The sequence below is a fragment of the Kiritimatiellales bacterium genome, assembly GCA_041656295.1.
In the GTDB taxonomy this organism is placed as follows: domain Bacteria; phylum Verrucomicrobiota; class Kiritimatiellia; order Kiritimatiellales; family Tichowtungiaceae; genus Tichowtungia.
The window spans coordinates 41069-62794 of the sequence record JBBADV010000010.1; the positions used below are offsets into that span (position 1 = coordinate 41069).

At 47.6% G+C, this 21726-nt stretch carries 16 protein-coding genes; 4 read left to right on the forward strand and 12 right to left on the reverse strand.

The window, feature by feature from the left end:
- Positions 1 to 71: 71 nt before the first annotated feature.
- Positions 72 to 1241: an aldolase catalytic domain-containing protein gene (locus WC959_07930; protein ID MFA5689062.1), complete on the forward strand. Its 1170-nt coding sequence runs from the start codon at positions 72 to 74 to the stop codon at positions 1239 to 1241.
- A 277-nt stretch (positions 1242 to 1518) separates the two neighbouring features.
- On the opposite strand, the gene clpX is transcribed toward WC959_07930, so the two are convergent.
- From clpX to tig, 3 genes are read right to left on the reverse strand one after another with little or no spacing between them, the layout of a single operon-like run.
- Positions 1519 to 2754: an ATP-dependent Clp protease ATP-binding subunit ClpX gene (gene clpX / locus WC959_07935; GenBank protein MFA5689063.1), complete on the reverse strand. Its 1236-nt coding sequence runs from the start codon at positions 2752 to 2754 to the stop codon at positions 1519 to 1521.
- A 43-nt stretch (positions 2755 to 2797) separates the two neighbouring features.
- On the reverse strand, positions 2798 to 3397 hold the full coding sequence (clpP, locus tag WC959_07940) for an ATP-dependent Clp endopeptidase proteolytic subunit ClpP (protein MFA5689064.1): 600 nt from the start codon (positions 3395 to 3397) through the stop codon (positions 2798 to 2800).
- Between the two features lie 9 nt (positions 3398 to 3406).
- Entirely contained in the window at positions 3407 to 4702 is a 1296-nt protein-coding gene (gene tig, locus WC959_07945) for a trigger factor (GenBank protein MFA5689065.1), read from the reverse strand.
- Positions 4703 to 5346: 644 nt separating this feature from the next.
- On the opposite strand from tig, the gene WC959_07950 reads away from it, so the two are divergent.
- The 3 genes from WC959_07950 (at position 5347) to WC959_07960 (ending at position 7286) form a co-directional block, all read left to right on the forward strand.
- Entirely contained in the window at positions 5347 to 5943 is a 597-nt protein-coding gene (locus WC959_07950; GenBank protein MFA5689066.1) for a MotA/TolQ/ExbB proton channel family protein, read from the forward strand.
- 185 nt (positions 5944 to 6128) lie between these two features.
- Positions 6129 to 6533, forward strand: a complete 405-nt coding sequence (locus WC959_07955; GenBank protein MFA5689067.1) for a biopolymer transporter ExbD — start codon at positions 6129 to 6131, stop codon at positions 6531 to 6533.
- 18 nt (positions 6534 to 6551) lie between these two features.
- The gene (locus WC959_07960) at positions 6552 to 7286 is read left to right on the forward strand and encodes an energy transducer TonB (GenBank protein MFA5689068.1); all 735 of its coding nucleotides are present in this window, start codon (positions 6552 to 6554) and stop codon (positions 7284 to 7286) included.
- Here WC959_07960 and WC959_07965 read toward each other — a convergent pair.
- From WC959_07965 to WC959_08005, 9 genes are all read right to left on the reverse strand, one after another.
- Positions 7273 to 9486, reverse strand: coding sequence for an NADP-dependent isocitrate dehydrogenase (locus tag WC959_07965; GenBank protein MFA5689069.1), 2214 nt, complete (start codon positions 9484 to 9486; stop codon positions 7273 to 7275). The genes WC959_07960 and WC959_07965 overlap by 14 nt on opposite strands.
- 280 nt (positions 9487 to 9766) lie before the next feature.
- Positions 9767 to 11452 (reverse strand): ribose 5-phosphate isomerase B, encoded by a 1686-nt coding sequence (rpiB, locus tag WC959_07970; GenBank protein ID MFA5689070.1) that lies wholly within the window; start codon positions 11450 to 11452, stop codon positions 9767 to 9769.
- 3 nt (positions 11453 to 11455) lie between these two features.
- A complete protein-coding gene (locus tag WC959_07975; protein ID MFA5689071.1) occupies positions 11456 to 11914 on the reverse strand; it encodes a low molecular weight protein arginine phosphatase in 459 nt (152 codons plus the stop codon).
- A gap of 111 nt (positions 11915 to 12025) precedes the next feature.
- On the reverse strand, positions 12026 to 12733 hold the full coding sequence (locus WC959_07980) for a SprT family zinc-dependent metalloprotease (GenBank protein MFA5689072.1): 708 nt from the start codon (positions 12731 to 12733) through the stop codon (positions 12026 to 12028).
- Positions 12734 to 15823 carry a type I restriction endonuclease subunit R gene (locus WC959_07985; GenBank protein MFA5689073.1) on the reverse strand — a complete coding sequence of 1030 codons (3090 nt, stop codon included), beginning with the start codon at positions 15821 to 15823 and terminating at the stop codon, positions 12734 to 12736.
- A complete protein-coding gene (locus WC959_07990; GenBank protein ID MFA5689074.1) occupies positions 15810 to 16865 on the reverse strand; it encodes a virulence RhuM family protein in 1056 nt (351 codons plus the stop codon). The genes WC959_07985 and WC959_07990 overlap by 14 nt, the downstream gene beginning before the upstream one ends.
- A complete protein-coding gene (locus tag WC959_07995) occupies positions 16849 to 18627 on the reverse strand; it encodes a restriction endonuclease subunit S (GenBank protein MFA5689075.1) in 1779 nt (592 codons plus the stop codon). The genes WC959_07990 and WC959_07995 overlap by 17 nt, the downstream gene beginning before the upstream one ends.
- Positions 18621 to 21065: a class I SAM-dependent DNA methyltransferase gene (locus tag WC959_08000; protein ID MFA5689076.1), complete on the reverse strand. Its 2445-nt coding sequence runs from the start codon at positions 21063 to 21065 to the stop codon at positions 18621 to 18623. Before WC959_08000 ends, WC959_07995 begins: the two co-directional genes overlap by 7 nt.
- A 3-nt stretch (positions 21066 to 21068) precedes the next feature.
- Entirely contained in the window at positions 21069 to 21695 is a 627-nt protein-coding gene (locus WC959_08005) for an L-threonylcarbamoyladenylate synthase (protein ID MFA5689077.1), read from the reverse strand.
- Between the last annotated feature and the right edge of the window lie 31 nt (positions 21696 to 21726).

A 21726-nucleotide genomic window follows, 5' to 3' on the forward strand; every position in this document is an offset into this window, starting at 1 on the left:
ATAAAGGTTGCTTTCGTAAATCATCAAGCGCATCATAGGCGCATCATAAAAATTAAATTAAGGTGATGTGAATGGATAGATTTAAAGGAACAGGCATCAGAAATTTAAAAATGCGCGGCGGTATCTATTACTGGCGCCAGCGAATAGAAGGTGTTCAGTATTCGGAATCACTTCAGACGACAGATTTAAACGAAGCGATCTCCCGCATGAAAGAAAGGAGTGCGGCTATGAAAAGTGAAACAGCAGTGAAAGAACGAAAAACAGCAAAACAAAAAAAAGATAAAAGCAGCGAATGGGTAGATTACTGGCCGCAGTTGAAAGTGCTGGATTGTACAATCCGTGACGGTGGATTGATGAATAAGCATCAATTCAGCGACGATTTTGTGCGGGGAATTTATCATGCTCTTGTTAATGCCGGTGTAGATTATATGGAAATCGGCTATAAAGCGGATAAACAACTGTTTGATCCCTCTGAATACGGGATCTGGAAATGCTGTGATGAAGACAGCCTGAACCGTTTTTTTGAGAAAGAAGCGCCGGAAATTAAAATCAGTGTGATGGCCGATGTCGGGCGTACGGTTGAAAGTGATATCGTGCCGGCAGAAAAAAGTGTCATAGATCTCGTGCGCGTCGCCTGCTACATCAACCAGATTCCGGCAGCACTGGACATGGTGAAAGATGCAAAAGATAAAGGATATGAGGTTTCGGTAAATCTGATGGCGATTTCAACGGTGCCGGAATTTAAACTGAATAAAGGACTGGAGCTGATCGGGAAAAGTGAGGCTGATATGGTTTACCTGGTCGACAGTTTCGGCTCCCTTTACTTTGAACAGATCGATGATCTGATGCGCCGGTATCTGTCCGCTATGGAAGGCGGCAAACAGGTCGGAATTCATGCCCACAACAATCAGCAGCTGGCGTATTCAAATACGATTTTCGCGGCGATTCACGGTGCGACAATGCTTGATTCAACCATTGACGGACTGGGGCGCGGTGCCGGAAACTGTCCCACCGAACTGTTGCTGGGATTTCTGCGCAATCCAAAATTCAAATTGCGTCCGGTTATCGAAGCGGTTGAAAAATGGACGCTGCCGTTGAAAGAAACTGTTGATTGGGGATACAGCATTCCATATATGGTTACCGGACAGATTAATCAGCATCCGCGCGCGGCCATGAAACTGCGCGAAAGCAGTGAAAAAAACGAACTTATAAAATTTTATGACGAAATCACCACGATATAAAATTTAGATTTTTTAACACAGAATAGAGCTCCCCGTGACGAATCGCGGGGAGTTTTCTGTTATTAACCACCTGATTTCCATAAATAGCCTGTCATGCGGCACCGGGGTGGTATCTTGATCGAAAATCAGTCCGGCACAGATACAATTTACCGGCACAGTGAAGCCGGCGGTGATGGCGCGACAGTGACGGACTGGTGTTCAGACGCATCCGTCAGTCTCCAGTCTGAAAATTAAATTTTCTGGTGACCGTGAATGCAACAGGGGATTGCTGCGTCTGCTATGCAGATTTTTTCTTTTTTGTGCGGAGCTCGATGGGATGTGTGCGGCCTTCGACAACATCTTTAGTGATGCGGCAATGCGTAATATCGTCGCGCTGCGGAACTTCATACATGACGTCGAGCATAAGATGTTCGAGAATTGCGCGGAGTCCGCGCGCACCGGTTTTCCGTTTCAGTGCCATTTGTGCGAGCGCACGCAGTGCATCGTCATCAAAGTCCAGTTCTACACCATCCATAGCGAGCAGCTTTTTATACTGCTTAATCATGGAGTTTTTCGGCTGAGTGAGAATGTGCACAAGATCGTCTTCGGTAAGTTCCTGCAGTTGAACTGTGAGCGGCAGACGTCCAATGAATTCCGGAATGAGTCCGAATTTCAATAAATCTTCCGGCTCTATGTCCATTGTCTGCGGGCGCCACTCTTCCGGTGCCGCATTGGTCATTGCGCTGAAGCCGAGCATTTTATTTTCGGTGCGGCGCTTGATGATCTCCTCAATGCCGACAAATGCGCCGCCAACAATGAAAAGGATGTTGCTCGTATCGAGCTTGATGTATTGCTCCTGCGGATGCTTGCGGCCGCCTTTCGGCGGGATGCTGGCAACGGTGCCCTCAATAATTTTCAACAGTGCCTGCTGTACGCCTTCGCCGGAAACATCGCGCGTGATCGAAACATTATCAGTTTTGCGTCCGATTTTATCAATTTCATCAATGTAAATAATGCCGCGTTCAGCGCGTTTTGTATCAAAGTCGGAGTTCTGCAGCAGAGAAAGCAGGATGCTTTCAACATCTTCGCCGACGTAGCCGGCTTCGGTCACAGTGGTGGCATCCGTGATGGCATACGGGACATCGAGAATACGCGCAAGTGTTTTGGCGAGCAGCGTTTTGCCGGAACCGGTCGGACCGACGAGCAGCACATTACTTTTCTCAAGCTCAACGCCGTCATCCTGCGCCGTCGTATCTGTCATGCGTTTATAATGATTATGTACTGCAACGGAAAGTACGCGCTTGGCATTTTCCTGTCCGATGACATATTCATCCAGCCGAGCTTTAATTTCATGCGGTTTGAGCAGTTTAATTTCTTTTGCCGGCGGCGGCTGTTTGGCCTGCTGGGCGAAAATATTGCCGCACAGATCAACACAGCTGTTGCAAATATTAATGCCATCCGGGCCGTGAATCAGCGGCGTATTTTTCGACTCTGCTTGTCCGCAGAATGCACAGATGGATTTCGTTTTACTCATTGATTTTGTTAATTGAACCGGTTCCAGGAGCCGGTATTACACATTACATCTGTTTTGACACAACGGCGTCGATCAATCCGTATTTTACCGCCTCCTCAGCGGACATAAAGAAATCGCGGTCCGTATCTTTTTCAACAGTCTTCAACGGTTTGCCGGAATGTTCGGCGATAATTTCGTTGAGCCGGCGTTTCATGCGCAGAATTTCTTTCGTCTGAATTTCTATGTCCGTTGCCTGTCCCTGCGATCCGCCAAGCGGCTGATGGATCATAATGCGTGCATTCGGCAGTGCATAGCGCCGGCCTTTCGTGCCGGCGGTGAGCAGCACTGCACCCATACTGGAAGCCTGGCCGATGCAATAGGTAGTGATCGGACATTTTAAAAACTGCATCGTATCATAAATTGCCATGCCGGCCGTTACGACGCCGCCGGGGGAATTAATGTACATACTTATTTCTTTCTCCGCATCTTCGCTCTGCAAAAACAGAAGCTGCGCAACCACCAGATTGCTGATATCATCATTGATCGCCGTGCCGAGAAAAATGATGCGCTCTTTAAGCAGGCGTGAATAAATATCGTACGAACGCTCACCGCGTCCGGTCTGTTCGATCACAATAGGAATCAGCATCGAAGCTTTTTCGTCCATGATGTCTCCTTATTTTACTTTTGCATTTGCGAGCAGATGGTCGAGCACTTTGCCGAAACGGATCTGGTCGCGCACGTCTTCAAGCTGGTCATCTTTTTCGAGCTGCTTGCGGTATTCCGCCGCATCGCGGCGCTGACGAACTGCCATTCGTACGATTTCGTCGGAAACCTCCTGATCGGCAACATGAATATTTTCAGCATCGGCTATTGTCATCGTGATGTAACGCAGTTTCACCTGTTCATCGGCTTTGCCTTCCGCTTCTTTCAACAGCTCATCGCGCTTTTCCTCCACCTGCTCGCGCGACATACCGTTCATCAGGCGCTGCCGTGTTATATCATAAACCAGCATACGTGTCTGCTGCTTTACATCCGATTCCGGTACATCCAGTTTTGTTTTTTTCAGCAGGAATTCACAAACTTCATTCTGCCGGCGCGCGTTTTCGCGACTCTGTGCCGCTTCTTCAAGATGCGCACGAATATTCTTGCGCAGTTCGTCCTCGTTCGCAACGCGGATGCGGTTGAAAAATTCTTCATTCAGTTCCGGCAGCCTGGTTTCGCGCATACCGGTCACCTCAACCGTGTATTCCGCTTTTTTGCCGGCAAGTTCTTTTACAATAAAGTCCGCCGGAAACTTTACGGGGACCTCTTTTTTGTCTCCGATTTCCGATTTAATCAGTGCTTTACCCATGCCCGGCAGGAACGATTCATCGTTACAGGTAATCCAGTAGCCGGTGCCGCGCCCCATGCCTTTAGCTGTCGGGATAACATCTTCCAGCGGCTTACCGTCAATCGCTGCCTCATAGGAAACCTGCACCATATCGCCTTGATCGGCGGCACGGCCGGTAATGTCTTCAAACGTTGCGTGCTGCCGGCGGATACTTTCCAGCATTTCATTAACCTGCCGCTCTGTCACATCCGTGCTTTCCGCTTTTAAGGGAATGCCCTGATATTTTGGCAGTTTAAACTCCGGCGGCACATCAATGGTGACTTCAAACTCCAGCGGTCGACCTTCTTCCAGCTTCGGTTCGCTGGCATCCACCACCGCAACCACTTTAATATTCTCCTGCTCCAGTGCCTCATGGTAAAATTTCGGTATTGCGCGATCCTTTAAATCTTCGGCAATTTCCTTGGCATAGCGCCTTTCAACCAGTGCCTTCGGTGCACGGCCTTTACGAAATCCGGGAACGGCAGCGCCTTTAGCGTACCAGTTCAGCAGCTCGGCGCGTTCTGCGGCAACACGTTCTGCCGGAACTGTAATCTTCAGCAGTTCGCGGCACGGCCCGATATTCTTCTTAGCAACCTTCATCAAAATTCTCCTGATTTACAGAAACGTAAAAACAGGAAAGACTATGGGATGCCGCCGGTTTGGTCAAGCAGTCCGGTATTTCAAAACCGGACTGAAATATGCGCACCGGATTTTACAGATTGAAGTCACCGTGGAACGGCAGCGTAGTCGATAAAAATGGCAGGCTGCTCTGTGCCGGTAAGCATTGTTTTTACAAAATTCCCATTCGTACGGCGGACAGTCGCGCCGTCCGGCGGCGTTTTTATTGCGAACAGTAAATTAAAAACGGAAGCCGTTCTAACTGAAATTCAACTCGCCGGTACATTCGTCACAGTTGTCTCCCGTTACGATAGCGAACGGGGCTACTCCTGCAGAATTCTCGACCTCGTTAAAGTTATCGCTAAGACGGTATCTTTAAGATGAATATTGTGTACCGCAATCGTCCGCGCCAGCAATGATCCTTCGGCGGTTGAATCAATAATTACTCCGTTTTCAACGGCGACAATTTCAACAGCGCATGTACGGCTGCGGTATCCGGTGGATCAGGGTTGATGGCGGCGAATATTATCTTTTAAATTTACCATGGAGCGCACGAAGGTTCTGGTAAAATGAGGAGTTGAATCCCGTCTTGTGAAGGGCGTATGCTCTCAAGTTTGGAGAATAATATGTTTACTGCGGTATATGATAAAATCGGTCCGTCCGGCGCAGCGATTGCGGTGCTGGCGTTTGCAGCGGTGTATCTTTTTTTCTATGGTGTGATTTATCTACTATGGGTGCCGCGCGGATATCGTAGATTTTTTACAGCGTTGAACCAGCCCGATCCGGTAGACGAAAAACTGGCGGCGCGCAATCCGCTCAGTACGGTGCTGTGGACGACGCTTTCAAATAAACCTTTACGCGCGGAAATCCAGGATGAGGTGCAATATCTTTTTCAACGGAGTTTCAGTTCAATTTATGTGGCGCTGACAAGTTTACGACTGATTTCGGTGATGTCACCTCTGCTCGGACTGCTCGGAACGGTGCTCGGAATTTCGCGCGTATTCCACGCAATGTCACTGACGGCGGCGGCGGATAATTCCGTGCTCGCCGGTGGCATTTGGGAAGCGCTGATAACAACGATTATGGGGTTGACGGTTGCACTGCCGACACTGCTGGCTTATTATCTGCTGCGCCTGCGTGTGCGGGCGCTGATGATTGATTGTATCGAAGATATTCGTCATCTTATGGCAAAAGGGGAAGCGTCAGCTCAAACTGAGAACTAAAAGTATGCTGAGAAAATTAGAGCCACAGAAATGTATAAAAATCACACAATTATCGAGTCGGTTTTCAGAGCTGGAATAAAAATTGACTCTAAGAGCCAACGCTATGCTTTACTTCCTCTTTCGCAAAAACTCACGCTCATTCACGGTTACGATGAAAATAATACCTAATTTAAATTTTCACCATTATGTTTGACGATTTTTCATTAAATAATGAACCAGACGATGGAATTGATCTAACACCGCTGATTGATATGGTTTTCATTCTGCTGGTTTTCTTTTTCATTTCTTCCTCATTCATTCGTCCATCAATGCCGGTAAATCTGGCAAAAGCGGCGTCGGCGTCTGCAGTGGCAGAACGTAAAGAGCAACTTGTTTTTACAATTGATGCCGCCGGAGGAATTTTTCACGCCGGCATTCAAATTGAACGTTCTGAAATTCCCGTATTGATCAGTGCGAGTCCTGAGCTTGGCATCAATCTGTTTGTCGACCGCGCCGCGCCGTTCGGTGCGTTTCTGGCGGTGGTAGATGAGGCGCGTCAGTTGAATCGTGAAGATATTTCAATCACAACGCTGCCGGCAGACGGAAAGTAAAATTAACCGCGAATTCATGTGAAGGAACGCAAAGACAAAACAGACGTGACAGGGATGTCGCGTCCTGAAAAAGCGGAAGCAGCGCCAGGGGGAGGTCGCGGTTGTGTTATTCAGCGCAACTGTCAATTGCTGGCTCTGTTGTTAACCTGCCTTACATTTTTTTTTGGCGGAGTTCTGGTTTATTTGTGGCATCGGAATTTGCCGAAAAACACTCCGGCGCAGTTCAGTCTGCCGGCGGTAAAAATAAGTTTTACGCAAATTGAATTGCAGGCGGCGCCGGAAGTTTTGACGAACGAAGAACCGCCGGTGCCGGAAGTTTTGACAGAAGAAGAACTGCTGCCGCCGGAACCGGAAACAGAAATTTCACTGCAAGAGCTTCCGTCGGAAGCTGAGAACAACTCGGTTCAGGAATCGGTGGAATCGAACGCGCAAATTACGCAGGAGGCCGCCGCGCCGGAAATCGCGACGGTGCCGGCCGATGCGCTGATCATGTGGGTCCAGGGATTGATTGAAAAAGAAAAATATTATCCGGCAGTGATGGAGCGCGAAGGGCGTACAGGGCGGTTCAGTTTAACTGTAAGAATCTCTGAAGAGGGCAGAATCACAGCAACAGACATTACCGGCGGGCACGGACATTCCATGTTAAAAAACGCACTGAACCGAATGATTTCACAACTGCCCGGCAAAGAGTTCGGGCAGCCTCTGCCGACGGCGAAAACGCTGTATTTTGAATTTGAATTCAATCTCGAATAATGCGTTCCAGTGCGGTGTTAAACGTTTTGCTCGGGCGCATCGCTGCAGAAGTTAATTTTTTATCAGGGCGGTAATAGCCGCCGATATTAACGGGTTGACCCTGCACGGAATTTAATTCGCCGGTAATTTTCTGTTCGTTGCGTTTTAATGCGTTTGCAAGCGGTATAAATTTATTTTTCAGTGCAATATCTTTATCCTGTGCCGCGAGTGCTTCAGCCCAGTAGAGTGCGAGATAGAAGTGACTGCCGCGGTTATCGAGTCCACCGAGTTTGCGTACCGGCGATTTATTTTCCATAAGAAATTTTGTATTCGCGGTATCGAGTGTTTCAGCAAGCACCTGTGCTTTCGGATTTTTAAAAACAATGGCAAGGTGTTCCAGTGAAACGCTGAGTGCGAGAAATTCACCAAGCGAATCCCAGCGCAGATAGTTTTCGTTTAAAAACTGCTGCACGTGTTTCGGTGCGGAACCGCCGGCGCCGGTTTCAAAAAGGCCGCCGCCGTTCATAAGCGGAACAATGGAGAGCATTTTTGCGCTGGTGCCGAGTTCGAGAATCGGGAAAAGGTCGGTGAGATAATCGCGCAGCACGTTACCGGTAACGGAAATGGTATCAAGTCCCGCTTTGGCGCGCTCAAGTGTAACGCGTGTGGCTTCGACCGGCGCAAGAATACGGAGATCTATTCCGGCGGTGTCGTGGTCTTCCAAATACATTTTAACTTTTTTGATAAGCTGTGCATCGTGTGCACGGTTGGGATCAAGCCAGAAAATTGCCGGTGTGCCGGTGATACGCGCACGGGTAACGGCAAGTTTAACCCAGTCGCGAACCGGCGCATCTTTAGTTTGGCATGCGCGCCAGATGTCACCGGCCTCAACCTTATGTTCCATTAAAAGTTTTCCGGCAGTATCAATCACACGCACAGTTCCCGCTGCCGGAATTTCAAACGTTTTATCGTGCGAGCCGTACTCTTCGGCTTTTTGTGCCATGAGTCCGACGTTCGGAATGGTGCCCATGGTGACTGGATCAAACGCGCCGTTCGTTTTACAGAAGTTAATGGTTTCGGCATAAACGCCGGCGTAACTGCGGTCGGGAATAATAAAGTTGGTGTCCTGCTGTCTGCCGGTTTTATTCCACATTTTCCCGGATGCACGGATGGCAGCCGGCATGGATGCATCAATAATAATGTCGCTCGGCACATGCAGATTCGTGACACCCCTGGCGGAATCAACCATGGCGATATCCGGTGAGGATTCATAAACGGCATTCAAATCTGCTTCAATTTCCGCTTGTTGTTCCGGCGGCAGCGCGGCAATTTTTGCATAAAGATCGCCGAGCCCGTTGCGTGTGTCTACACCAAGTTTTTTTAAAATTCCGGTGTGTTTTTTAAAAACCGATGCGAAGAAAACATTAACGCAGTGTCCGAAAATAATCGGGTCGGACACTTTCATCATCGTAGCTTTTAAGTGCACTGAAAAAAGAAGGCCGGCGTTTTTTGCAATATCGATCTGTTCAGCAAAAAACTGATCAAGTGCTTTAACACTCATGAACGTTCCATCAAACACTTCACCGGTTTGCAATGTCAGCTTTTCTTTAAGCATAATCACATCGCCGGAATCGCTGATCAGTTCAATTTTTACCGTGGTTGCTTCGGAAACAGTCACTGATTTTTCATTACCATAAAAATCACCGGCAGACATGCTGGAGACAATGGATTTTGATTCCGGCGACCATGTCCCCATGTGATGCGGATTATTCCGGGCATACTGTTTTACGGCGGCGGCAGCACGGCGGTCGGAATTTCCTTCGCGCAGTACCGGATTGACGGCGCTGCCTTTAATTCTGTCGTAGCGCGCCTGAGCTGCCGGATCTTCATAATCGGGCAGGGCAAATCCTTGTGATTGCAGTTCGGCAATACACGCTTTCAGTTGCGGAACGGATGCAGAAATATTCGGCAGTTTAATAATGTTTGCTTCGGGATTCAGCGTCAGTGCGCCGAGTTTGGCGAGATCATCAGCAACGCGCTGTTCCTCAGTAAGAAAATCAGGGAACGCGGCGAGGACCCGTCTGGCAAGCGAAATGTCGCACGGTTCAACAGGGATTCCGGCAGCACCGGTAAACGTCTGAACGATCGGCAACAACGAGTGTGTGGCGAGTGCCGGGGCTTCATCGGTGAGTGTATAAAAAATTCTACCGTTATTATTCACAAGGGTTTTGCTCCAGGAGTAAAAACAAACTATCTATGGGAAAGGCGGCGAGATGTCAATAAAACGGATGATTCATTCCGTGCCGGAATATTTAGCAAGCATATCAATTCACGGATTAAATTTTATCATTCAAGCACCATGAATAAGGGTAGGCAGGAATACCCGCCCACATTTATCGGCGCTCGCAGGCGCAGGAGCCGGCGGTTTTTTGCCGGATAGAACCGAAAACACACCGGCTCAAGAGTGATTAGCGTATCTATCTGAGATCGCAAAAGTCCGGTTAGAACAATGGAAACTGATCTGAAAACGCGATGACTTCGGTGCGCAGTTCAGCCAGGTGCTTTTCGTTTTCGATATTTTCGGTAACGGCTTTGAAGAATTTAGCGATCTGTACCATATCTGCTTCTTTCATGCCGCGCGTGGTGACTGCCGGCGTGCCGAGGCGTACACCGGAAGTAACAAACGGGCTTTTCTTATCGAACGGGATGCCGTTTTTATTTGCAGTGATCGACGCTTTGTCCAGTGCATTCGCGACGTCCTTACCGGTGAACCCTGCGGCGCTGACGTCGACAAGTATCATGTGATTATCCGTGCCGCCGGAAACAATACGGAAGCCGTTTGTTTGCATTGCTTCGGAAAGAGCTTTAGCATTTTTCACAACCTGCTGCTGGTAAATCGTAAATTCCGGCGTGAGCGCTTCACCGAGTGCGACGGCTTTGGCGGCGATGACGTGCATAAGGGGTCCGCCCTGCAGGCCGGGGAAAATCTGCCGGTCGATGTCCGCTGCAAATTTTTCTTTGCAGAGGATCATGCCGCCGCGCGGACCACGCAGTGTTTTATGCGTGGTCGTCGTCACAAAATCGGCATCCGGCACCGGGCTGGGGTGACAACCGGCAGCGATGAGTCCGGCGATGTGTGCCATATCGACCGTTAAATAAGCGCCAACGGAATCGGCGATTTTGCGCAGCCGCTTAAAATCGATGATGCGCGAATAGGCACTCGCACCGGCGACAACCATACGCGGTTTATGTTTTTCGGCAAGGCGCTGCACGTCATCGTAATCAATCTGCTCGGTATCTTTGTGAACACCGTAAGGAATGATATTGAAAAACCGGCCGGAAAAATTCATCGGATGACCGTGCGTTAAATGTCCGCCTTCCGCGAGGCTCATGGCCAGAATCGTATCGCCGGGTTCGAGTACGGAAAAATAGGCGGCCATGTTGGCGGAGCTGCCGCAATGCGGTTGAACGTTCACGTGTTCGGCACCAAAAAGCTCTTTTGCACGGTCGATGGCAGTCTGTTCGGCGATATCGACACATTCACAACCGTTATACCACCGTTTTTTCGGATACCCTTCAGCATACTTATTGGTCATGCGCGAGCCCTGTGCTTCACGTACTGCCAGCGAAACAATATTTTCAGATGCGATGAGCTCGATGTTATGTTTCTGGCGCACATCTTCTTCACGCATAGCTTTATAAATTTCCGGATCGGAGTCATACAGCGCTCCGGCATCGTTGCAGGTCGTTTTTCCGTACGCCTTGATTTTATTCACGCGGCGCTCATGGCGTCCGCCTTCCTCCGGTTTATTGCTCAGCCACGCTTCGAGAATTTGAAATGAAACATCATCCGGCACATTATGTGCACCGAGGCAGAGGATATTTGAGGCATTATGGATACGCGTCAGTTTCGCCATCTCCGGCGTCACACACACCGCTGCGCGCACGCGCCGGAATTTATTCGCCGTGATACTCATGCCGATTCCCGTATTGCAGATCAAAATCCCCTGATCTGCATCGCCGGTGGAAACCTTGTCAGCAACCTGTGCTGCGTAATCCGGATAGTCGACAGAATCCGTTGTAAACGACCCGACATCGTCAATTTCGATATTTCTATTTTTCAGAATTTCAACGAGCTTTTTCTTTAGTTCAACGCCGCCGTGATCTGAACCAATTGCGATCTTCATCAGTTATTTCCTCTCTTCCAGCATGTAAATAATTAAATCGGGCAGGGCGGCATCAATTTCATCGCGCACATGCCGGTATACACCGAGCGCCTCACCTGCCGGGTCATCAATATCAGCCGCCAATTCTGCTGAGCCGAACGATTTAAGCAAGAAAACTTTTCCGGAGCTTTGCGGTGCCAACTGCAGAATTGAATCGAGGTGACCGCGCGTCATCGCAATCAGCAGGTCGGCGCCGGAAATCAGCTTTTCCGTTAGCGGCTGCGACCGGTGCGCTGAAATATCGATACCCTTTTCTTTTAATGCCGCAACCGCATTAGGACTCACCGGGAAACCGGCGCCGGCAAATACACCGGCTGACGCAATCCGCCAGCCGTTTTCCGGCGGCAGCAGTTTTTTCATTAAACCTTCCGCCATCGGGCTCCGGCATGTATTTCCTGTGCAGACAAAAATAAGTTTTTTCATTTAAAGGTTTTTAGTCATTTATTATTTTGATTTTTTTATAAAAAATTTTATTTTTTATTAAGCAACATTACTATTTTCGTTCATTGAAACCGAAGTTGATGCAACAGGCGTTTATCTCTTGGCTTGGTAAAAATAGTCGAGAGTTTGGCCGTTCAATGTTATTCTGATCTCTTTCCACATCGGCATGTATCTATCCATCAATGCAATAAATTTTTCATCGTGTTTTTTTTCGATAAAATGAACCAATTCATGGAGTATGACATATTCAAGGCACTCCGGTGTTTTCTTGGCAAGCTGCAGATTTAACCATATTTTCCCTGTTTTTGTATTGCACGTTCCCCAGCGGGTCGTCATGTATTTTGTTTGCCATCCTGATACTTTCACTCCTGTAATTTTTTCCCATTTAGGCAGGAGTTGTTCAACTTTCGCTTTTAGCAATTCTCGATACCACTCGCGTACAAAGTTCTTATGCTGTTCGACGCTGCTTTCTTTGCGGACGGTTAAAATCGCTTTATCACCGGATAATACTAACGAGTTTTTGGTACCGTACTCCGTTTGAAGATAGTATTGCTTGCCCCAGACATAAAGGGTTTCGCCGGAAACATACTCACGTTCCGATTGGCGCGGCTGGTTGTCGAATTTGGTGATCTGTTTCTTAATCCAGCTGGTTTTTGTTCGCACGAAGCGTTCTACCGCCGCATCGCTCATTGAGAGCGGAACCGATACCGTTACATGCCCATCCGGCGGCTTGACGTAAAGATGCATATTTTTAATATTTTTCTTGTGCACCTCTATTAGTATGCCGGAAACGTTCAGCACTTAATATTCTCCTTGTTCTACAACGATATTGTAGACACGCTCAACCTCATTTGTATCATTTAAAACCTGATACAAGGCCTGCTTAATTCTGCGTTCTTTAAATTCATTGTGACGGAAGTCTGCCTGTCTGCTGCTCTGGACAGCCTCATCAATAGCAAGAGCCAGCTGCTCGTCTTCGTCACAATTATCGTAGAAAGCCCGTAATGCCCCGCTGCGGCGGATACTGTCTGGATAGCGGGCATTGTTTTCGGGCGTTTCCGTGTTCTTAACCAGTTCGATATACTTTTCGAGCAGTTGTTCGTAAGCAATCGCACCCTCACGCCGCGCCTTTATCAATTCGTCAAGGATGGCCGACATCTTCTCATAATACTTCGGATTGATGAGAATTTTTTCGACTACCTTTTTGCGAATGTTGTTTTCAATCGCCTCAGCGACAGCTTCTTTGCCTTTGCCGCCTAGTTTCTCACCTTGTGCCTGCACAAAGTCGAGTAGAGTGAAATCATCGAATTCACCGATTTTACGGCTATCATCGGCTTTGATGTAGGTATCAATCAGGCGGCGCATATCCGCCTCATACGATTTGAGGTCGATAAAGTCACCGCTGGCATTGCCGATAATTTCTTTCAACGCAATGTAAAAGGTGACTTTCTTATCAACTTCCGACAGCTCGATTGGCGTATATCCGGCTTCGATCATTTCGCCTTTAATTTCCGCATAGGCACGAACGAGACGGTTCACCAGTTTGTACAGCTTTTCGCGGCTGCGAGAACATGATTCATCATCGATACCGCCCACTCCGTCTTCGCCGCAAAAGTAATAAATATAATCAATTTCAGATCTGGGTACAGGAACGCCGCCGCAGAGGTCGTCCAGTTCTTCCAGCGTCAGGTTGAGGTATTTTTTTGCTTCTTCCAGCCGGTCTTTTATCAGGCCTTCTATGTCCTCGGCAGCATATCCCTCGAATGCACCTGATGTGTATTTGTTAATGGCATTCGCTAAACTGCCGAATAATTGCTTATAGTCCACGATATAGCCGAAATCTTTTTCTTCGCCATCTAAGCGGTTGACGCGACAGATGGCTTGGAACAGACCGTGGTCGTGCATGGACTTGTCGATATATAGAAAAGTGCAGGGCGGTGCGTCAAAGCCTGTCAACAGCTTGTCTACCACAATGAGCAATTTCATCTGTGCCGGTTCTGTGACAAATTTACGTTTCGCTTCGGATTCAAAGTCTTCTACGCTTTGTCCATTAAGCATTTTTTTATAAACTTCGTATTTCTCAAATTCCTCTGCATCTTCGGCTTCGGTGCGGAGATTACTTTCAAGCGGTACAAACGAGGTCACAATAGCGCATTGCCTGAAACCTCTCGTTTGGAATATCTCATAATACTTACAGGCGGAGTAAATCGAATCTGCCACAAGCATTGCGTTTCCATTCCCGTCTGCGAGACGGTTTTTGATGTCAAAGTCGGCGATAATGTCCTCGGCAATAATTTCAAGCCGTTTGCGGGAGGAGTAGACCTTCTGCATATTGCCCCATTTTGACTTGAGTTTCGCTTTGGCGGCGTCATTCAGCCCGCGGGTTTTGGCATCAAAGTAAGCGTCAATTTTATCTTGTTGTGTAACAATTTGTTCAATATCGCGGGCTTCATAGCGCAGGTCGAGAACAACGCCATCGGCTACGGCCTCGTCATACTTATAGGTGTGGATATATCCCGGCGAAAAAACCTCAATACTTGTTTTTCTGTCTTTGACGAGTAGCGGCGTGCCGGTGAAACCAATAAAGATAGCAGTCGGTAAAATTTCTTTCATTGCTTCGTGTAAAAGGCCGCTTTGCGTTCGATGACATTCATCCACAAACACAACAAAATTGCCTTTGGCCTTAAAATTCACCGGTAGAGCGACCTTTAACTCTTTTATAAATTGCTCGACCGACTTTTTTGCTTGGAGTTCACTGGCTTCGGAGTTTGTGCGAACGCCGAATTTGAAAATCAGCGAACAGATAAGTCTCTTGTCGGTTTTGTCCAGCTTATCTACAAGATCAGCGCAGGAGGATGTTCTGTAAACCTGTTCGTCGACTCCCTTGTAGACCTTCTCCATTTGATCATCCAGTTCGTCGCGGTCGGTGACAATAAGAACGCGTGCGGTGGGATTGGTTGCCAGTATCCACTTGGAGAGCCACACCATCGTCAGCGTTTTGCCGCTGCCTTGGGTGTGCCAGATAATACCACCTTGTTTTCTGTCCAGTTTAGTTTGGGCTTTTTTGATGCCAAAATACTGATTATGGCGGCAGACCTTTTTCACGCCTTTGTCGAATACGACAAAGTTGTGGACAAGATCGAGAAAACGCCGTTTTTGGAACATGCTGAACAACTGCCAGTCCAGTTTATCAGGAAGCGAGACACACGTCTCATTAATATCTATTGAAACATCATCAAGTGGCTGCGCCGTTGTATTAACGGCATCGTTTTTCCATTCGAGATAATATTTTTCCGGTGTTTCAATTGTACCGAAACGCAACCCTTCGCTGGAATTGCCCGCCATCACGAATTGAATGGTCGTGAAAAACGGCCTATTAAAATGCTCATTCTGGTTTGAGAGGTTTTGCCGTATGCCTTGCGAAACAGAAACAGTGGACTTCTTCAATTCGATTACCGCTACGGCGATGCCGTTGATGTAAATCACAAGGTCAGGCCGGCGTTCAGAATTGTTCTTAATTGTCACCTCTTCAGCGATGGCAAACTCGTTATTCCGGGGATGCTCCCAGTCGATAAAGTACACGGTCTTTTCCGGTTCGCCGGAATTTTTTTTGATTTTTGCGCCATATTTTAGAAGCGAATAAACATCCTGATTGGCTTTGTATAAACCCTGTTGCAGGTTGCCTGCCGTTTTTTGGAGTTCAAAGACCGCTTTCTCCGCGAGGCTCATGCTGTAGCCGCGACCGGTAAGATTTGCCGTCAGTTTATCGGCATCAATATTGCTGTTTATTCTGTCGCGCCGGTCGCCGTAATAGGTGTATCCCAACGTATTCTGAAACAGCTTAATGACGCGTGCTTGAGTTTTACGCTCAGCTTCGTTAATCTTCGGCATGGTTATTGTCCTCCCCGCCGGACTTCTTCAAGCATCCGAGTTTTTTGACAGCCCGGTCAAAATCACTTTCAAACCGCTTCATTTCCCGTTCACGATAAATTTCAAATTCTCTTTCGGCCTTTTCAATAGCCTTTTTATGCGAAATACGTCCCGTATCTTGTAATACTTTGCGGCGCAGGGCAATAATCTGATTGTCCAGCGCGGAAATCCAATCAGCCATTGCCATGGGCTGCTGTTCCAATGCCTGAAACTCCGCATAGTCCAAAAATTGAGAAACGAGCAGATTCAGCCGGGTAAGTTCAATCTTAGACAAATAATTTTTGGCAATTTTTACATCATCCTTTGTGATGTAATCTCCCTTAAAATTCGTCATACCCACGAAAGGTTTATCTCTGTATACGCGGTCATGAATGAGTTCTGCAGCGGTATGAGAATGCACCGCAAAATGCAGTTTGTTCTGGACCGTGGCAAAGAAGCTTTTTGTCATATCCGAACGGGGATCATAGTCGATCGCGGTGGCATAAATATCTGTGACCTGTTGATAAAAATTCCGCTCCGATGAACGGATGTCACGGATACGCTGGAGCAGTTCGCGGAAATACCGGCTGCCGCCCTGTTTCAGTCGCTCATCATCCAGAGCAAACCCTTTTTGAATATATTCATGCAATCGTTGGGTCGCCCAGCGGCGGAAACGGGTGGCGACCTGCGACTGTACCCGGTAGCCGATAGCGATAATCATATCAAGGTTGTAATGATCGATATTCCGCTTTACCTGCCGTTGCCCCTCCGTGCGAACTAACAAGAATTTCTTGTAAGTTGACTCCGGCAGTAATTCGCCGTCAGCATAAATATTCTTAATATGCTGATCGATATTCTGCTGTGTCGTATCATAAATCTCAGCAATTTGAAGCTGGGGCAGCCATATATCCTCGCCGGAGAAACGTACGGACACCTTAGTGATGCCGTTTTCATCCTGATAAAGGATAATTTTGTTCTCTGACTTATCCATTATGGCTTGCTTCTTTCTATCCAAAAAGTTCATTGCTCCATTTGATGGCGCGGGCGATATTGGTGTCAGAAAAAATTTCCCGCTTCAACTTTGCTTTCCATTCTTGACTGGCTTGAATTATTGCCTTTACAGTATTCACAGTTACCGGTTTGCCTGCTTCCCTCAACTCAACCCTCGCCATATCCACTGTTGTCAGAAGTTCTAACTCATCCCGGCGATTCTTGATGTACTTGAACTGTTCCAGCCATTTCAAAGGGTTGCTGCCATGCCATTCTATAAAATATCTTTTTGCCTGGTCAATATTCTCTCCCGCAAGCATCGCTTGATATGTCGTACCTTTATAGATCGCTTTTTTTGTCGTGATATATCTGTTCGTTTTCGCAATCGGTAATGCGGTTTTATATTTCAACTCCGCATTATAGGGACCCGCCGCTAATTTATGATAGCCCATGGCAACACCCTCCATGTGACGATGTAGCAAATAGGGAAGTTTTTGTGCATAAAACGGAGTCAGCGGATATTTTTCCGTTGCATACAACTCTGTGACAACGCCAAGAATTACAGCATTTTCTATCGCTTTATTATGCCCTTTAGACGATTGCTCTGCGGGTTTTGCTTTCGGTAATTTAATAATCTTCGGAGCGCTAATTGTTTCAGCGGCATCGTTCTGCTTCACAAGGCGGATTCTGCCAGTGAGCAGTTCGCTCATCATGCCTTGCTTGATGTACTTTGCTTTGTTCAGCTTTGCGGTGAGCGCGTCGATTCCTGCATCCATGTCGGAGAGGACTTCAGCGATGGCGGTTTGCTCTTTCTTATCATCAGGACAATATACTTCAAATTTCTCTATGATTCCTGCCGATAAACTTGGAACGCCCGAGGCTTCATTTAGATTCGCCCAATCTATAGTGCAAAAAAGATAATACAGATACTTGGAGTTTTTTGATTCATCAATAATCGTATAAAAAAGCGTGTCAATGGTCCAGAATGGCACATCCATGTACTGCGGCTTGTCGATTGTTCCTTTTCGACCAATCAAAACAGATGGCCGATTATACAGGAAGGTGTTCGTTCTACCTATTTCACCGCTAGTTGCTAATATTGGATATTTACCTCCAGCAACTTCAATTTCCTGCTGATTCTTGCCATGCCCAATTTTTAGAACTTTGCTTAATGGTTCTTCCACCCATTCCCCGCTGAATCCCGGCAAGCGGCGCTTGCCTGTGAGCAGTTCCTGCATTGCACCTTGTTTGAGAGTGCGTTTCTTGGCTATCAGCTTCTCGAGCGCGGCGCTGTATGCGTCCGTGTCCGACAGCGCGGTTGCAATGGCGCGTTGTTCGTCTTTATCAGGTGGAGTCAGAATCTCAATATTTCCAAGAGCAGTTTTTGAAATTTCTAAAAAAGTAGAACCAGAAGCCCATTCTATCATTTTAGACTTCATAGGCTGAATTGCATAATAAAGCCATTCGTTGTCTGTATTATCGAAACATACAAGATTCTTAAAACCTTGATTCGTTGCAGTTGGCTGTGCTGCTATGGCTAATTCGCCAATGGTTGCACGGGTGCAGAGCAGGAGTGTTCCTGTCGGCAAAAGAACCGCCGCACTGTTTGCAAGACCTTTTTCTGTAATTTTCCGTTCCGACGAGGATAAATATTTGGTTTTTTGTCTCGTAATATCGGTTGGGGAAATCCAAACAATACTGCCATCCCAGTATTCGCTGATAACCGTGCTCGGTGTTCCTCCGCTAATAATGTTTGCCAATTTTTGAATTGGCTTTGAAGTCCATTCCTTCACCATTTATATCCCATCCTTTCCAGATGAGATTTCACCTTGTTTTCAAGCTCAGCAACATCAACCTCAAGTTGTGGCATTGTCTTTTCGTAGCGGTCAGCGAGCTCCGTCACCCGCTCGGAAATACGGTGGCTCACTGCCGTGTAAAGCGCATACACGCCGGTAATAAGTGAACGGTACCACTTGCGGTTTAAGAGCAGTTCCATGCACTCATCATCCGACAGTCCGGCATATTGGTCGCGAGCTTTTTTATCGAGAGCGGCACGAAGACCTTTGACCATTTTTGTACCCTCGTCAACTCGCGTCATTAAATTTTGCAGCTTTTGCAAAATCGCCTTGTCTTCGGTATCAAGCTCTTTGTCTTTCAGCCGTTTTTTCAGCCCCGCTTTATCGAGATTGCCATTGTCCTTCAGCACTTTACCGATGATGAAATCTTCTTCGGCGTTTTCAAGCATTTCATCCAGTTCTGCCTGCGCGGTCGCGATAATCGTATCCGCATTATCAACGGCTTTCTGTTCGTCGGAAAAAAACATTTCTATAATCAGGTTTTTCGGCACGAGTTTGCCGTCCCACCCGGTTTCTACAGTTTTCTTTACCTTAGTTTTCTTGTTTTCAGTCGTTTTGGTGAGCACCTCGATATTCCGCACAGCCTTATAGCCGTCCTGTACGACAAGATACATATCGTCGGACATGGTTTCGTTCCAATAAGACAGCAGCACCTCGTAAGCATCATATTTGTCTACGAGCGTCACAGGTGTAAATTCTTCGATAATTTTTTCGGCAATTTCTGCAATCAGCAGTTTCGGCTTTGTCTTGCTGTTAATGTTGCGCAGCCTGCTGTCAACTTTCTTTACCCACTGTTCAAAGGCGCGTTCCACTTTATCGGCGTATGCGGAAAAATCACGCTCGCCATAGATAGTATCCCGAATGGTGCCTTTTTCCACAGCAAGGGAATAAAAGCCCTTGCGTAACGGATTGAACAACTCTTCTCGCAGCCTTGGAAATGTTTTCCAGTAAAGCGACAGGCTTTCCACATCGCCGGAAGGTATGCCGCCGTTCAAGTGACCATCTATATTTTGGATATCCTCGACCGCTCCGCTGTCAATGTAACGGGGAATATTGAGGTTGTAAGCGTTCTTTTTTCTTATTTCCGCGAAAGGTACAAAACGAGCATATTTCGGATCGGTCTTTGTCTTTGGATTATCCACAAGATGATTGAAAACCGTGGTGATTTTATAAACATCCCGTTCGCGCAGGCGGTTCTTATTGCCGTCTTTGATGAAGTCGCGGCTTGCGTCGATCATGATAGTGCCGGTGCGTTCGTCGGAATTTTTCTTATCGATGACGATGATACAGGCAGGAATGCCTGTGCCGTAGAAAAGGTTGGATGGCAGGCCGATGATGCCTTTAATCAGGCCGCGATCAATAAGCGACCGGCGGATCGTCGCTTCGGCATTACCGCGAAATAAAACACCGTGAGGCAGAATAACCGCCGCCTTGCCATTACGTTTCAGGGACTTGATGATGTGCAGAAGCCACGCAAAATCACCGTTTTTCTGCGGTGGACGGTCTCCGTAACCATCAAAGCGTCCGTATTCTTTCAGGCCATGCGTCCAGTTCTTGTCTGAAAACGGAGGATTGACCACAGCAAAATCGAATTGACGGATCGCGCTGTCGTCGTTTGGATTCATATATTGCGGGTCGGAGAATGCACTGTACCCGCCCTTGATTTCAGCGGTTGCACGATTATGCAAAACCAGGTTCATGCGGGCAAGGCCGGCTGTTGTACTCTCTTTTTCCTGCCCATAAATCGCCACATCAACGGGCGCGGCTTCGGCGGCTCGAATCAAAAGTGAACCTGAACCGCATGCCGGATCATACAGAGTAATGTCGTTGCCGCGGGCATGTTCGATACCTACGACCTTGGCAAGAATTCTCGATACCTCGGCAGGGGTATAAAACTGCCCCTTACTCTTGCCGCTTTCGGTAGCAAAGTTTCGCATCAGATATTCATAAGCATCACCGATAATATCATCGCCATCGGCCCGGTTTTTAGAAAAATCTGGCATTTGGTCACGGAAAATGCCGAGCAGTTCGGAGAGTTTGTCGACCATCTCCTTGCCTTTGCCCAGTTTGTCTCCATCGTTAAAATGCGCGTTATCTATAACTCCTCGGAGATTGTTGGCTTCGGCAAGTTTGGCGATGATTTTATCCATCTCTTCACCGATGTTCTTGTTGCCAATAAGCGCAAGCATATCATCAAAGCTCCCGCCTTTGGGAACATCAATCTCGCCGTAAGTAACGCCTTTAAATTTATCTGAGACATACTTAACGAACAGTAGCGTCAGAATGTAATCCTTGTATTGCGAACTATCCATACCGCCGCGCAAGCTGTCGCAACTCGCCCACAGGCTGGAATACAGTTCACTTTTTTTTACCGCCATTAGCTATCTCTCCCTTGTATATAAATCATACTTTTCGTTGAAGCATACACGCATCAATTGTTCCTCAGATATTGCACCGGCACGCAGAATTTCTACACCGTTTCCGGTGCACCGGACAACCGTGCTTGGAATTTTTCCCGTCGTCGTTCCAGCGTCGAGAAACAGTGCAACGTGCTCGCTTAATGTTTCGAACGCTTCCTGCACCGTAACTGCATCTGCGCCGCCGCTTTTATTCGCACTCGTCAATGCAACCGGACGACCGAACTCGCGCGCGATTGCCAGCGGCACCGCGTGCGCCGGAACGCGAAAACCGGTATTTCCTTCCGGTGTTTCTAAAATAATGGTTAGCGGCCCCGGCCAATATTTTCCGGCGAGTTTTTCGGCGGCTTCAGTAAAAACTGCACCCGAATTTTTTACCTGTTCAATTCCGGCGGCGAGACGTGCAACCGGTTTGCCGCGTTCGCGTTCTTTGGCAGTGTAAAGTTTTTCGATAAATTCCGGCGCACAGGCAATCCCGTAAACCGTCTCCGTCGGGATCACAATCAGATGTCCGGCGCTCAGCAGTTCGCATGTGCGCCGGATAATGTCCGGCGCCGGATTTTTCGAATCAATTTTAACAACTCGATTCATTAAATATTTCTCACGAATAACACGAATCACG

Coding starts and splice junctions, on each gene's coding strand:
- WC959_07950 (MFA5689066.1), top strand. CDS start 5,347: ATGTTTACTGCGGTATATGATAAAATCGGTCCGTCCGGCGCAGCGATT.
- WC959_07990 (MFA5689074.1), bottom strand. CDS start 16,865: ATGAACTTTTTGGATAGAAAGAAGCAAGCCATAATGGATAAGTCAGAG.
- tig (MFA5689065.1), bottom strand. CDS start 4,702: ATGAAGGTTGCTAAGAAGAATATCGGGCCGTGCCGCGAACTGCTGAAG.
- WC959_07975 (MFA5689071.1), bottom strand. CDS start 11,914: ATGAAAAAACTTATTTTTGTCTGCACAGGAAATACATGCCGGAGCCCG.
- WC959_08000 (MFA5689076.1), bottom strand. CDS start 21,065: ATGGCGGTAAAAAAAAGTGAACTGTATTCCAGCCTGTGGGCGAGTTGC.
- clpP (MFA5689064.1), bottom strand. CDS start 3,397: ATGGACGAAAAAGCTTCGATGCTGATTCCTATTGTGATCGAACAGACC.
- clpX (MFA5689063.1), bottom strand. CDS start 2,754: ATGAGTAAAACGAAATCCATCTGTGCATTCTGCGGACAAGCAGAGTCG.
- WC959_08005 (MFA5689077.1), bottom strand. CDS start 21,695: ATGAATCGAGTTGTTAAAATTGATTCGAAAAATCCGGCGCCGGACATT.
- WC959_07985 (MFA5689073.1), bottom strand. CDS start 15,823: ATGCCGAAGATTAACGAAGCTGAGCGTAAAACTCAAGCACGCGTCATT.
- WC959_07995 (MFA5689075.1), bottom strand. CDS start 18,627: ATGGTGAAGGAATGGACTTCAAAGCCAATTCAAAAATTGGCAAACATT.
- WC959_07930 (MFA5689062.1), top strand. CDS start 72: ATGGATAGATTTAAAGGAACAGGCATCAGAAATTTAAAAATGCGCGGC.
- WC959_07955 (MFA5689067.1), top strand. CDS start 6,129: ATGTTTGACGATTTTTCATTAAATAATGAACCAGACGATGGAATTGAT.
- rpiB (MFA5689070.1), bottom strand. CDS start 11,452: ATGAAGATCGCAATTGGTTCAGATCACGGCGGCGTTGAACTAAAGAAA.